Source organism: Mesorhizobium sp. M0062 (assembly GCF_040323125.1).
Lineage (GTDB): Bacteria > Pseudomonadota > Alphaproteobacteria > Rhizobiales > Rhizobiaceae > Mesorhizobium.
This window is the reverse complement of the sequence record NZ_JAMYUO010000013.1, coordinates 69,325-83,110: the sequence shown is the minus strand read 5'-3', so window position 1 is coordinate 83,110 and position 13,786 is coordinate 69,325. Positions and strand designations below refer to the sequence as shown.

General features: G+C 62.3%; 12 protein-coding genes. 5 read left to right on the top strand and 7 right to left on the bottom strand.

All coding sequences use genetic code 11. The annotated features are described in order from the left end of the window. Positions 1-4: 4 nt before the first annotated feature. The 3 genes from NKJ64_RS17205 (at position 5) to NKJ64_RS17195 (ending at position 2,759) form a co-directional block, all read left to right on the top strand. Positions 5-1,162, top strand: coding sequence for an amino acid ABC transporter permease (locus NKJ64_RS17205; RefSeq protein ID WP_023684325.1), 1,158 nt, complete (start codon positions 5-7; stop codon positions 1,160-1,162). A 22-nt stretch (positions 1,163-1,184) separates the two neighbouring features. Continuing rightward, a complete protein-coding gene (locus NKJ64_RS17200; RefSeq protein WP_023671483.1) occupies positions 1,185-1,988 on the top strand; it encodes an amino acid ABC transporter ATP-binding protein in 804 nt (267 codons plus the stop codon). A 105-nt stretch (positions 1,989-2,093) separates the two neighbouring features. Next, complete coding sequence (locus tag NKJ64_RS17195) at positions 2,094-2,759, top strand: TIGR02117 family protein (protein ID WP_023820019.1); 666 nt, start codon at positions 2,094-2,096, stop codon at positions 2,757-2,759. 223 nt (positions 2,760-2,982) lie between these two features. Here the strand turns inward: NKJ64_RS17195 and NKJ64_RS17190 are convergent, their stop codons facing one another. Next, positions 2,983-4,221: an FAD-dependent monooxygenase gene (locus tag NKJ64_RS17190; protein WP_352463014.1), complete on the bottom strand. Its 1,239-nt coding sequence runs from the start codon at positions 4,219-4,221 to the stop codon at positions 2,983-2,985. 19 nt (positions 4,222-4,240) lie between these two features. Then, complete coding sequence (locus NKJ64_RS17185; protein WP_023705697.1) at positions 4,241-4,486, bottom strand: zinc-finger domain-containing protein; 246 nt, start codon at positions 4,484-4,486, stop codon at positions 4,241-4,243. A 233-nt stretch (positions 4,487-4,719) separates the two neighbouring features. On the opposite strand from NKJ64_RS17185, the gene NKJ64_RS17180 reads away from it, so the two are divergent. After that, a complete protein-coding gene (locus NKJ64_RS17180; protein WP_023827230.1) occupies positions 4,720-6,912 on the top strand; it encodes an RNA degradosome polyphosphate kinase in 2,193 nt (730 codons plus the stop codon). Further along, entirely contained in the window at positions 6,912-8,444 is a 1,533-nt protein-coding gene (gene ppx, locus NKJ64_RS17175) for an exopolyphosphatase (protein ID WP_023827231.1), read from the top strand. Before NKJ64_RS17180 ends, ppx begins: the two co-directional genes overlap by 1 nt. 258 nt (positions 8,445-8,702) lie before the next feature. Here ppx and NKJ64_RS17170 read toward each other — a convergent pair whose 3' ends face one another. The 5 genes from NKJ64_RS17170 to NKJ64_RS17150 form a co-directional block, all read right to left on the bottom strand. Next, a complete protein-coding gene (locus NKJ64_RS17170; RefSeq protein WP_023828895.1) occupies positions 8,703-9,110 on the bottom strand; it encodes a DoxX family protein in 408 nt (135 codons plus the stop codon). A 138-nt stretch (positions 9,111-9,248) separates the two neighbouring features. Continuing rightward, positions 9,249-9,671: a DoxX family protein gene (locus NKJ64_RS17165; protein ID WP_023827233.1), complete on the bottom strand. Its 423-nt coding sequence runs from the start codon at positions 9,669-9,671 to the stop codon at positions 9,249-9,251. A gap of 258 nt (positions 9,672-9,929) precedes the next feature. Further along, positions 9,930-11,327: a class II fumarate hydratase gene (fumC, locus tag NKJ64_RS17160; RefSeq protein WP_023828896.1), complete on the bottom strand. Its 1,398-nt coding sequence runs from the start codon at positions 11,325-11,327 to the stop codon at positions 9,930-9,932. A 587-nt stretch (positions 11,328-11,914) separates the two neighbouring features. Beyond that, positions 11,915-12,901, bottom strand: coding sequence for a glycosyltransferase family 10 domain-containing protein (locus tag NKJ64_RS17155; RefSeq protein ID WP_023828897.1), 987 nt, complete (start codon positions 12,899-12,901; stop codon positions 11,915-11,917). Positions 12,902-12,927: 26 nt separating this feature from the next. Continuing rightward, entirely contained in the window at positions 12,928-13,764 is an 837-nt protein-coding gene (locus NKJ64_RS17150) for an SDR family NAD(P)-dependent oxidoreductase (RefSeq protein WP_245270241.1), read from the bottom strand. Positions 13,765-13,786: the final 22 nt, after the last annotated feature.

The window sequence follows — 13,786 nt, the reverse complement described above, 5'->3', positions numbered from 1 at the left end:
GGCCATGCAGGAACATGATACCGCTTGGGTGCGGACCGAAATGGCACTGGCGCAACAGGCGCCGGCCGGCGTGCGGGGGCCTATCGCCTGGGTCCGCAAGAACCTGATCGGTTCGGTGGGCGACACCATCCTGACCGTACTGGGCATCGCACTGGTGGTGATGATCCTGCCGCCAATCATCAACTGGGCCTTCATCAGCGCCCAGTGGGTAGGGTCCGATCGCTCGGTATGCGCCACGGCGGCGCAAGGCGGCGTTCAGCCGGATGGCTGGTCCGGCGCTTGCTGGGCGTTCGTCAACGCCAAGTTCGGCCAATTCATGCTCGGCCGCTATCCTATTGAGGAGCGCTGGCGGCCGATCCTGGTCGCCATACTGTTCGTGGCGCTGCTGGTGCCGCTGCTGATCCCGCGCGTGCCGCGCAAGGGGCTGAACGCGATCCTGCTTTTCCTGGTGCTGCCGATCGTCGCTTTCGTGCTGCTGGTCGGCGGCATGTTCGGCCTGCCGCATGTGGAGACGCAGCTATGGGGCGGCCTGCTGGTGACGCTCAGCCTGGCCTTCGTCGGCATTGCAGTGTCGCTGCCGTTCGGCATCGTGCTGGCGCTCGGTCGGCGCTCGAAGATGCCGATAGTCAAGATGCTGTGCGTTATCTTCATCGAATTCGTTCGCGGCATCCCGCTGATCACCGTCCTGTTCTTTGCCAGCGTCATGCTGCCGCTGTTCCTGCCCCCCGGCGTTTCGTTCGACAAGTTCCTCAGGGCGCTGATCGGCTTCTCGTTGTTTGCCGCCGCCTACATGGCGGAGGTGGTGCGCGGCGGTCTGCAGGCGATCCCCAAGGGCCAGTATGAGGGTGCGGATTCGCTTGGTCTCGGTTACTGGCAGAAGATGAACCTTATCGTGCTGCCGCAAGCGCTGAAGCTGGTCATACCCGGCATCGTCAACACCTTCATCGGCATGTTGAAAGACACAAGCCTGGTTATCATCATCTCGATGTTCGACCTGCTCGGTGTCGTCAAGCAGAACTTCTCCGATCCCAACTGGGCGACGCCGCAGACCACCAAGTCCGGCCTGATTTTCGCTGCCTTCGTCTTCTGGCTGTTCTGCTTCGGCATGTCGCGCTATTCGATGTATACGGAACGCCGGCTGGACACCGGCCACAAACGTTAAAAACAAAAAAGGGGAACCTGCCATGGTCATAGAAAACGCCGTCAGCGCCGAAGAGATCAAGGTCGATGCCAAGAAGATGCACATCTCGACCACCGATGTCGCAATCGACATCATCGGCATGCACAAATGGTATGGCGAGTTCCATGTGCTGAAGGACATCAACCTCAAGGTGATGCGCGGCGAGCGCATCGTCATCTGCGGTCCTTCGGGCTCGGGCAAGTCGACCATGATCCGCTGCATCAACCGGCTGGAAGAGCACCAGAAGGGCAAGATCATCGTCGACGGCAAGGAACTCACCAACGATCTCAAGAAGATCGACGAGGTGCGCCGCGAGGTCGGCATGGTGTTCCAGCACTTCAACCTGTTCCCGCATCTGACCATCCTGGAGAACTGCACGCTGGCGCCGATCTGGGTGCGCAAGACGCCGAAGAAGCAGGCCGAGGAAATCGCGATGCACTTCCTCAAGCGCGTCAAGATCCCCGAACAGGCCAACAAATATCCGGGCCAGCTGTCGGGCGGCCAGCAGCAGCGCGTGGCGATCGCGCGTTCGCTGTGCATGAACCCGCGCATCATGCTGTTCGATGAGCCGACCTCGGCGCTCGATCCAGAAATGATCAAGGAAGTGCTGGAGACGATGGTGGGCCTGGCCGAGGAAGGCATGACCATGCTGTGCGTCACTCACGAAATGGGCTTTGCCCGCAAGGTCGCCAACCGGGTGATCTTCATGGATCAGGGCCAGATCGTCGAACAGAACACGCCGGCCGAGTTCTTCGACCATCCGCGCCACGAGCGCACGAAGCTGTTTCTGTCGCAGATCCTGCACTGAGCATTTTCATGCGAACCAAAAGAGCCCGGCCGTAATGCGGCCGGGCTCTTTTGCTATCTGGGGTCGGGGTTGATCTTCTCCATTGAAACACAAAGCCGCCGCCGCATGAGAAAAGCCCTGCGTTTCGTGGCCATGCTGATTATCGTGGTCGCGCTCGCTGCCACGCTCGGCACGCTGGTGCCGCGTCCGCTGTGGCCGGCGTCAGCGGCGGGTGAGGGCACGCGCCATATTCTGGTGCTGGAGAATCCGATCCACACCGACATCGCCATTCCCGTCGATGACGAGGTGCGCCGGCGCTTCCATTTCCTGGTCGCTGCCGGCATCCCTGTCGACGCCCCGGAAGTGAGCTACATCGTCTTTGGCTGGGGCGGCCGGGCCTTCTATCTGGAGACGCCGAGCTGGTCGCAGCTGAAAGCAGTGCCCGTCCTCAAGGCGCTGACACTGGACGCCTCGGTCATGCATGTCGATATCGCCGGGGCCATCGCCGAGCCGCACCCTGCTGTCACCGGTTTCGACATCGATGAGGAACGTTTTGCAGCGCTGCTCGACTATATCGACGCGAGTTTCCAGCAAGGGCCGCATGGTCCGGTCGTCATCGAGAACGCCGCCTATTCCAGCTTCGACCGCTTCTTCGAGGCGAACGGCCATTTCAACGCGCTTGTCGGCTGTAACACCTGGACAGCCGCCGGCCTGCGCACCGCCGGCCTGCGCACCGGCTGGTGGAACCCGCTGCCGGCCTCGCTGGGCTTGTCGATGCGGTTTTATAACTAGCAGTCCTTCATCGCACCGCGACAGTGTTGGATCTTTTGAAGTCAGCGGGACAGCACCCCCCTCTGGCCTGCCGGCCATCGCCCCCGCAAGGGGGGAGATCAGCCGTTTTGCCCGCGGCGCTCCTGCTGCGACGCCGGCGATTTTGGCGAAGGCGACGGCGACATCCAATCTCCCCCCTTGCGGGGGAGATGTCCGGCAGGACAGAGGGCGGTGGGAAGGATCGCTAAGTCGACGATCTAGACTGCCGAGCGTCCGCTCGCCATCCATAGAGCCAGTCGAGGTCGGCGGCGAGCTTGTCGGGCGAGCGCATGGCCAGGAACAGATTGCGGGCGATTGCCACCGGGCCGGCAGCATGCCAGGCGAGGCGGTTTACGGCCCCACGACGCGCGGCCTTGGCGACACGCGGCCGCCGAAGATTTTCCCAGATTTGAAAACTTCTGGGCAGATCGCCAGGGAAATCGGCGATAGCGTCGGCAAGCGTGATGGCATCTTCGATCGCCATTGCCGCGCCCTGTGCGGCAAACGGCGTCATCGCATGCGCGGCGTCGCCGATCAGCGCGATGCCCTGCGGGCTCGTCCACCGCTGTTGTTCGACGGTGTGGATCGGAAAGGCCGTCCATGGGCCGGCCAGTGCCACAAGCTTCGTCAGGCCCGGCGCGGTGCCGCGCAGGGCAGCCGTGAGGATCGCGGGATCGGCATGGTCCGACCAACCTTCGGCCATGCGCTCGCCCTTGGTGAAGGCGGCGAGATTGAAGGCCCGGCCTTTGCTGACGGGATAGGCGACCATGTGGAAGCCTGGATGCAGGAACGTGGTGACGCAGTCGGCGGCGCCGATCGCGACAAAGGCTTCGCCGGAGGCGCTCTCGGCCGCGATCGTGACTCGCCAGGCGAGTTCGCCCGAAAAACGGCTTTTGACGAAGTCCTCGCCTGCGAGTTGCGCCCTGACCGCCGACCAGACGCCGTCGGCGCCGACCAGCAGTTTGCCGCGTGCCTCGATCTCGCGGCCGTCCACTTCGGCGGTCACGGCGACATATTGCGCGTCTTTGACGATGCCGGTCACGCGGGCGCCGGTGATGAGCTCAATCTGCGGCCGTTCAGCCATTTGCGCCAACAGCGCTGCCTGCACATCTGCGCGATGGGCGACAAGATAGGGCGCCTGCCAGCGCGCTTCGGCGGCGTGCCCGAGCGGTACCCGCGCCAGTTCGCGCAGCGTCCGGGCGTCCTTGAGCACGACCGCTTCCGACCGCAACGCTGCCGGCAACAGCCGGTCGAGCGCGCCGAGTTTTCGAAGAATGCGTGTTGCGTTGGGCGAAAGCTGGATGCCGGCGCCGGCCGCTTCTAGGTGCTGTGCCTGTTCGATAAGCTTTACCGGATAACCCCGTCCGGCGAAGGCAAGGGCGGCGGTCAGCCCGGCGATGCCGGCCCCGGCGATTATGACCTGCCGGGACCTTATGTCTTCCATCGGGCTTGTCGCGGAAGGATCAGGCGGCCTGGTCGATATAAAGGCAACCAGCCGGCAGCGTTTCCGTCGCCCTCAGCTTCGCCGAATAGCGGTAGAGCGTCGAGCAATACGGGCAGACCTTTTCATTGTCGTCGCCCATGTCGAGGAACACATGTGGGTGGTCGAAGGGCGGGTTGGCGCCGGTGCACATGAATTCCTTGACGCCGATGTCGATTGCCGGATGGCCCGCATCGTTCTGGAAATGGGGAATGGAACCGCCTGCCATCGTCGTCTCCTTGATCTCGTCGAAAAGCATCTGGAACATAACAGGCCTGTTTGCAAGATCGATGAAATGAAACTGTCGCAAAAGCCTGTCAGAGGATACGGTGAGCCGGTTAAGTGCATGTCCCTGAAATCGGAATGGTTTTCGCCGAAGGGTCATGCGTTACAAAAGCGTGTTAGAGGCATGGCACGTCCAGCGGCGCTCCAAGGGACGGTTGGCGGGGAAGAGCAGGAACCATGAACGAACTGAAGCCGGTGCAGAGCGAATTCATCAATGTCGAGGTGGCGAGCCCCGACGGCGGCAACCCCGATAGGTTCGTCAACCGTGAGTTCTCCTGGCTGCAGTTCAACCGGCGTGTGCTCGAGGAATCGCAGAACGAGCACCATCCGCTGCTCGAACGCGTCCGTTTCCTGTCGATTTCGGCCGCCAATCTCGATGAATTCTTCATGGTCCGCGTCGCCGGCCTTGCGGGCCAGGTGCGCGAAGGCATTGCGCTCAAGAGCCCCGACGGCCGCACGCCGGAGCAGCAGCTGGAACAATTGCTGCGCGAGGTCGAGCGGCTGCAGGAGGACCAGCAGAACAGCCTTTCGGCGCTGATGTTGCTGCTCAACAAGGAAGGCATTGAGAGCATCACCCGCGACGCACTGACCAAGGATGAAAAAGTCTGGCTGGAAGACCATTTCCAGGACCAGGTTTTCCCGGTGCTGACTCCACTGTCGATCGACCCGGCGCATCCGTTTCCGTTCATTCCCAATCTCGGCTTCTCGATGGCGCTGCAATTGCGCCATCGCAAGAATGGCGAGGAGATGAGCGCGCTTCTGCGCCTGCCGGTGGCGCTGAAGCGCTTCATCCGTCTGCCCGACCGCAAGCAGCACGTTCGCTTCATTCCGTTGGAGGAGGCTGTCGGCCTCTATATCGGCAAGCTGTTCCCCGGCTATGAGGTCAAGGGTTCCGGCACGTTCCGCATCATCCGGGACAGCGATATCGAGGTCGAGGAAGAGTCGGAAGATCTCGTGCGCCTGTTCGAGACGGCGCTGAAGCGGCGCCGCCGCGGTTCGGTCATCCGCATCGAATTCGACAAGTCGATGCCCGGCGAATTGCGCGAGTTCGTCGCCGGCGAGCTTGGCGTCTCTTCGAGCCGCATCAGCGTTCTGACCGGCCCGCTGGCGCTCAGCCAGATTTCCGAGATCGTCGCCGTGCCGCGCGACGACCTGAAGTTCACCCCCTACAATCCACGCTTTCCCGAGCGCATTCGCGAGCATGGCGGCGACTGTTTCGCGGCCATCCGCGAGAAGGACATCGTCGTCCACCACCCCTATGAATCCTTTGACGTGGTGGTCCAGTTCCTGCGCCAGGCGATGGCCGACCCGGAGGTGGTGGCGATCAAGCAGACGCTCTACCGCACCTCCAACGACAGCCCGATCGTGCGCGCCTTGGTCGACGCGGCCGAGGCCGGCAAATCGGTAACCGCCCTGGTCGAGCTCAAGGCGCGCTTTGACGAGGAAGCCAACATCCGCTGGGCGCGCGACCTCGAACGCGCCGGCGTCCAGGTCGTGTTCGGCTTCCTCGAACTCAAAACCCATGCGAAAATGTCGCTTGTGGTGCGGCGCGAGGACGGCAAGCTGCGCAACTATGTCCATCTCGGCACCGGCAACTACCATCCGGTGACCGCGCGCATCTACACCGACCTGTCCTTCTTCACCACCGATCCGACGATCGCGCGCGATGTCGCCCAGCTGTTCAACTTCATCACCGGCTATGCCGAGCCGACGGATGAGATGCGGATCGCCATCTCGCCGTTTACGCTGCGCAGCCGTATCCTCAAGCACATTGCCGACGAGGTCGCCTACGCGCTGGCTGGCCGTCCGGCGCGCATCTGGATGAAGATGAACGCGCTCGTCGACCCCAACATCATCGACGCGCTCTATGACGCCAGCCGTGCCGGCGTCGAGATCGATCTCGTCGTGCGCGGCATCTGCTGCCTGCGGCCGCATGTGCCCGGCCTGTCGGAAAACATCAGGGTCAAGTCGATCGTCGGCCGCTTCCTCGAACACAGCCGCATCTATTGCTTCGGCAACGGCCATGGCCTGCCGTCGGACGAGGCGATCGTCTACATCGCCTCGGCCGACTTGATGCCACGTAATCTCGACCGCCGCGTCGAGACCATGGTGCCGATCACCAATCCAACGGTGCATGAACAGATCCTTGGCCAGATCATGCTGGGCAACATCATGGACAACCAGCAAAGTTTCGACGTATTGGCTGACGGAACCTCCCGGCGCGTCGTGCTGGAGGAGGGTGAGGAACCGTTCAACGCGCAGGAATATTTCATGACCAATCCGAGCCTGTCGGGACGGGGTGACGCGCTGAAGTCGCATGCGCCCAAGCGCATCGCGCAGTTCAAGCGTCGCAAGAAGAACACCGGCTGATGATTTCAACGTCCCAAGGCCGGCTGCAGGATCGCCGGCCGCTGTCCATCATCGACATCGGCTCGAACTCGATCCGCCTTGTCGTCTATGAAGGGTTGGCGCGCTCGCCGACCTTGCTGTTCAACGAAAAGATGCTGGCCGGCCTCGGCCGCGGCATCGTTTCGACCGGCAAGCTCGACCCCGAGGCGGTGACGCGCTCGATGGAGGAGTTCCGCCGTTTCCGCGCGCTCTCCGACCAGGCGGGTGCGGAGCACATGTTTGTGCTGGCAACGGCCGCGGCCCGCGAAGCGATCAACGGACCCGACTTCATCCATCGCGCCCAGGATGTGCTCAAGACCGAGATCCGCGTGCTCACTGGCCGGCAGGAGGCCCATTATTCGGCGCTTGGCGTCATTTCGGGCTTCCACCCCGCCGATGGCATTGCCGGCGATCTTGGCGGCGGCAGCCTGGAGCTTATCGACATCAATGGCGAGGCGATCGGCGACGGCATCACGCTGCCGTTGGGTGGCCTGCGGCTGCAGGACATGGCCAGGAATTCGCTCGCCCAGGCGGCAAAGATCACCCGCGACGAACTGGCGCGCGCCAAAATGTTGAAGGGCGGGCAGGGACGGCCCTTCTACGCCGTTGGCGGCACCTGGCGAAACCTTGCCCGGCTGCACATGGAAATGACCAACTACCCGCTTGGCGTCATGCACCACTATGAGATCGGTGTCGACAGCGCCGCCAATTTCCTGAAGCAGGTGGCGAAAGGCGAGATCGAGAAGGTCAAGGGCATCGAAGGCGTGTCGAAGAACCGCCGTTCACTGCTGCCCTATGGCGCGGTCGTGCTGCAGGAGATCATGGCGGCGATGCAGCCGTCGAAGATCATCGTCTCGGCATTGGGAGTGCGCGAAGGCTTTCTCTATTCGCTGCTCGACCCGGCCGAGCAGAAGGCCGATCCGCTGGTCTCCGCTTCGGAGGAACTGGCGCGGCTGCGGTCGCGCTCGGTCACCCATGCGCATGAGCTTGTCGAATGGACGGACAAGACCTTTGCCGCCTTCGGCATCGACGAGACGGAGGATGAGGCGCGCTATCGCCACGCTGCCTGTCTGCTGGCCGATATAGGCTGGCGCGCACACCCGGAATATCGCGGCAAGCAGTCGCTCAACATCATTGCCCACGCCTCCTTCATTGGCGTCGATCACCCCGGCCGTGCCTTCCTGGCGCTGGTCGGCCTGTTCCGCCACGAAGGCGTGTTCAACGATGCGGCGCCGGAAATCCGCGGCCTGGCGACGCCGCGCTATCTCGAGCGAGCCCGCATCCTGGCGGCGGTGCTGCGCGTCGTCTATCTGCTGACTGCGGCCATGCCCGGCGTCATGCCGCGGCTGAAATGGGAAAACCGCGGCAATGGCACGTTGGCGCTGGTGCTGCCGGCCTCACTTTCCGATCTTTACGGCGAACGCCCGGCCGGACGGCTGGCGCAACTGGCGCGGATCACCAACCGCCGGCTGGTGCTGGCGGTCGAGGGTGGGCAGAGCGTGTCGGTGAAGTAGGCGCGGCCTGACAGCAAAACCATGTCGTCGTCGGCCTCGCGTTCGAGGACCGGCTTCCTCAATCCGTCGCTGCTTCGCACCGCCACCTCCCCCTCCGGAGGGAAAGGAAGGGAGCCTCGTTGGAAAGCGTTGGCGGCAATAGGCTCGAGCCCTTCCTCTACCCCGTCGATCGGGGGAGAGGTGGCTCGGCGGAGCCGAGACGGAGTGGGGGTCGACCTGCCTCGGCGAGGGATCAACCTGGGACGATATTTGACGATATCAGACCGCGGCGCGGCGCCCGTCGATCGACAAGGCCCCGGCGCCGGCCATGGCTAGCGCCAGGAATCCACCGGCGATAGCAATATCCTTCATCAGCATCTGCTGGTGCAGGAAGGTGAGCATCGGGTCATCGCCGCCCTGGCCGTAGTGGCCGATGGAGCCTGCAACGATGCAGAAAGCGGCAAGAAGTATCGCAACGACCGGCGTCTGAAAGCCGACCAGTATCAAGAGACCGGCAATCAACTCGAACAGCCCGGTGCCCCAGGCGGCAAGCATCGGCAATGGCATGCCGAGGCCGGCGAAATAGCCGGTCGTCCCGGCAATGTCGGCGAGCGCGTGGTAGCCGGAGGGAACGAGCAGGACGGCGAGCAGCAGCCGGGAAATCAGAAGCAATGCATCGCGGGGCATGGTCATCTCCGTTGTCTGTCCGCCGGCTGTTTCGAGACCGATCCTAGCAGGGATGGGTCGAGCGTGCGCTTGGGCAGACAACGAAAAAGCGGCGTGGAAAATTCCACGCCGCTTTTTTCAGGCTTGGGAAGGGAAAGCTCAGCCGCGCTTGGCGTCGATCGAGTAGGTGCCAGGGCCTGAGGAAGCCAGCAGCAGGAAGCCGCCGGTGATGGCGACGTTCTTCAGGAAATGGATCATCTGGTTCTGGTCGGCCCAGCCGGTATGGGCGACAAAGGCCGAGGCGATGGTGAAGACCGCGAGCACCCAGGCGGCGATGCGGGTCTGAAAGCCAACGAGCACGGCAAGGCCGCCGAGCAATTCGATCACGCCGACGACAATGGCCGTTATGGTCGGCACCGGCAGGCCCATGGCGCCGAAATAGCCGGCGGTGCCGGAAATGGCGGTGAGCTTGCCGAAGCCGGAAAGCAGGAAGATGGCGGCGAGCAGGATGCGGCCGAGCAGGACGGTGGTGGAGCTGTTGGACGCGATGCCGGCGCCGGCAGCGGAAGTGTTGATGGACATGGTGGCTCTCCGAAAAAGGGTTGATGCCTCGTCAGATAGACCAAGCCGACTGTTCACCAAAGCCGCCAGTCCGGCGACACATTGTTCACAGCACGTACATTTCGGGATCGTTCGACCGACGCAAAATTCTTGTCGCTGCCAGCAGCGGCGGGAGCAAATTGTCCCGCCACACGATTCGGATTTCTAGTTGACGCAATTCCCAAGAGGAAGGGCTGCGCGCTTCCCGAGGAAACGCAAGGCACTTTCCCTGGAATCGCTTTAACCCGGATGCGTCATGTCTTCGGGCCGTACCAGGCGGTCGTAGTCTGCCTCGCTGACCAGCCCAGTAGCCAGTGCTTCCTCGCGCAAGGTGGTGCCCTTCTTGTGCGCGGTCTTGGCGATCTTGGCGGCATTGTCGTACCCGATCGTCGGCGCCAGCGCCGTCACCAGCATCAGCGAGCGGTCAAGCGCGGCTTTGATGTTGTCTTCGCGAGCCTCGATACCGACGACGCAATTGTCGGTGAAGGAGATCGAGGCGTCGGCCAGCAACTGCACCGACTGCAGGAAGTTGTAGGCCATCAGCGGGTTGTAGACGTTGAGCTCGAAATGACCTTGGCTGCCGGCGAAGGTCAGCGAGGCGTTGTTGCCGAACACCTGCACGCAGACCTGCGTCAGAGCCTCGCACTGCGTCGGGTTGACCTTGCCAGGCATGATCGAGGAACCCGGCTCGTTTTCCGGCAGCGACAGTTCGCCGAGGCCCGAGCGCGGGCCGGAGCCGAGGAAGCGGATGTCGTTGGCGATCTTGAAGAGGGCGGCGGCCGCCGCGTTGATGGCGCCATGCGAGAACACCATGGAATCGTGCGCGGCGAGCGCCTCGAACTTGTTCGGCGCGGTGACGAAGGCAATGCCGGTGATTTCGGCGATGCGCGCCGCCACCTTTTCCGCAAAGCCGACCGGCGCGTTGAGGCCGGTGCCGACGGCGGTGCCGCCCTGCGCCAGTTCCTGCAGGCCGGGCAGCGTCATCTCGATGCGCTTGATCGAAGAGGCCACCTGCGCGGCGTAGCCGGAAAATTCCTGGCCCAGCGTGAGGGGTGTCGCGTCCTGCGTATGGGTGCGGCCGATCTTGATGATGTGGGCGAAGGCCTTCGTCTTGACCTCGAGCGCAGCGTGCAGATGCTTCAGCGCCGGCAGCAGATCGTGCACGATGCGCTCGGCGCACGCGATGTGCATGGCTGTCGGGTAGGTGTCGTTCGACGACTGGCTCATATTGACGTGGTCGTTAGGGTGCACCGGCTTCTTCGAGCCCATGACGCCGCCCAGAAGTTCGATCGCCCGGTTGGAGATCACCTCGTTGGCGTTCATGTTGGACTGCGTGCCCGAGCCGGTCTGCCAGACGACCAGCGGGAAATGATCGTTCAGCTTGCCGTCGATCACCTCTTGCGCCGCCTCGATGATCGCCTTGCCGACTGCCGGATCGAGCCGCTTCAACTCCATATTGGCTTCCGCCGCCGCTCGCTTGACGATGCCGAGCGCACGCACGATCGAGGCCGGCTGCTTTTCCCAGCCTATCCTGAAATTGCCGAGGGAACGCTGCGCCTGCGCGCCCCAGTAACGGTCGGCGGCAACCTCGATGGGGCCGAACGTGTCGGTTTCGGTTCTGGTACTGGCAGCGGTCACTTATCTCTCCGACGATCGAATTCGGCAACGGCGTATCGCGTTGCACAATGGCCTTCAAGCAGAGATTGCGGCCGGCAGGCAGTAAATCGGTTGAAGCAGTAGCGCCGGCCTTCGGGATCCTGCACCCTCCACTTTCGTGTGAAGGAAATTGCTCCTCAGTGCGGCTTGATCCCATGAAGTGGACGGAAACTTGCGGATTTAGCTCGATAAGATCATGTCGAGCTGGCGGATTGCTCTACGCAAACTTCCCCCAGGATCAGCAATGCGCAATTCATGTCTACCTACTCTACCTACGAGCGACACTGCCACACAAACTACCATCCGTGCCGGCGTCTCACTGGCAACAGCAGCGATGAGGTAGCTTATGCACTTGTCCTTCTGTTCAGTTTCCCGACCAAAATCCGGCATCGCATCCGGATCGAGCTTCGGATCGCGAAACCGAGAATTTCAAGTCCACCCTGGGAGCGCCTCCACATAGCCTCGGAGATTTCCAAGATGCATGGCGGCAAGGTCGAAGCCGTCTCGACGTCGCAAGAGACGCTCTTTGTTCTCCGTATTTTGCTGAAAGCGCGCCTGATCGCGGACCGTCAGCTCGGAACCTTTTTCCTCCAACGGCGCAGCTTTGTCCTGAGATAGGATCTATAGCCGAACGGAAGTGTTCGCCGTCCGGAAGGCTTGCTTGTCCGCGCCTCCAGACGCTGGCGCACGACGCTCATCAGTCTGCAGAACGCGGGTGTTTCCAATGATTGCACCCGTTTGACGAGGTTGTCGGGCAATGGCTTTGAGCGCCAGTCGAAATAAGCCTCGTAGTCTTGCGGCGTTGCGATCAGGTGCTGGAGATAGGCTGCAAGATCGCTGGCGCTGGCGAAGGCACTGGCGTCAATAAAGGAGTGCTCCGGAACGAACTCGTCCACATTGGGAGCGCCAAGGTAGATCGGCACCGTGCCCGCCATGAACGCGTCATAGATTTTCTCGGTGACATAGTCGGCCTCGATCGAGTTCTCCATGGCCAGGCAGAATTTGTGCCGCGCAATGGTTTCGATCTTGGTCTTCGAGCCCAGATCGGGGCCAGAGACCGATCGGTTGTTGCGATATCGGCCATAAGAATCGATCTTGATGTGGCGCGCCAGTTCGTTCGCCAAATCGACACGGCCGCTATAATTCAGGCCGGCCGACTGGAAGAGTGCGACCGGCGCTTCTTCCGTTTTCGGCACGATTGGTCTGGCCAGCGCATCTTTCCACCACACCGCACGCGGAAGGTAGGGTACCCAGACATCGGACCGGGATTCATGCGTCATGATGATATCGAAGTGCCGCATGATTTTGGGGTCAGCAAGTCGCTTGTAGTTTTGGCCGCATTCCATCGACCAGGCGACCCAATATTGACCAGGGTATTTGTAGGCATCGCCAACTTCGCGAAAGTTCGGAATATGGAAGACGACTGCCGCGGCCTCGGAAATCCGTCGTTTGTCCAGTGTCCACCGCCCGGGCATTTCGCACTGTATCGACGCGATATCGACGGGTTTGCTGAAGAACGTTGTGTAGAAGAGGATCAGTGGATCGATAGACAGCATGGCACCACGAATGTCTGAAGCATTGCTCAATCTGCAGACAGACGCGGTATCGGAAGTTTGGTCAAGTGCCCGCTTGTTCGAGGCAGAGGGCCGTCCAAACGGTCACCCCGCCGTATACCCGCCATCGATCGCGAAAATGCCGCCGCTGGTCCACGCCGCCTCGTCGCTGGCGAGATAGACGGCGATGCCGGAAGATCGCTGGTCTGGCCGATGCGGCCGAGCGGGTAGCTGCGCTCGACATAGGTTTTCAGCTCGGCCTGCGCTGCCGCCGGCAGGTTGTCGATCGACTTGCGCCGCATGGCGGTATCGACCGTGCCGGGCGCAATCGCATTGACCCTGATGCCGCCCGGACCAAGCTCGAAGGCCAGCGACTTGGTCAGCGAATTCAGCGCGCCCTTGGACAAGGAATACAGGCTCGACGGCCGCTTCGGGATCATCTTGTCGGCGAAGTAGGACGAGATGTTGATGACGGAGGCGTTGGCGCCGAGATGCAGCAGCAGCCGCTGGGTAAGGAAGAACGCCGCCGTCACATTGAGCGCGAAGGATTGCTGGAATTGGTGCTCGGTGACGGTCTCGAAAGGCACCAGATAAGCGACGCCGGCATTGTTGACGAGGATGTCGAGTGGGCCGGTTGCTTTCGCGCGATCGACCACGGCATCGATGCCGGAAGAGGTCGAGAGATCGGCCGACTGGGTGCCGACGTTGCCCGCCGCCGCAAGTGTCTCGCGGGCGGTCTCGAGCTTGCTGGTGTCGCGACCGACGATCAGCACGTCGGCGCCCTCGCGCAAGAAAGCTTCCGATATCGCCAGGCCGATGCCGTCCGAGCCGCCGGTCACCAGTGCTCGCTTGCCAGAAAGTCTCATTGAAGGCCAAGTCGCATCGAAT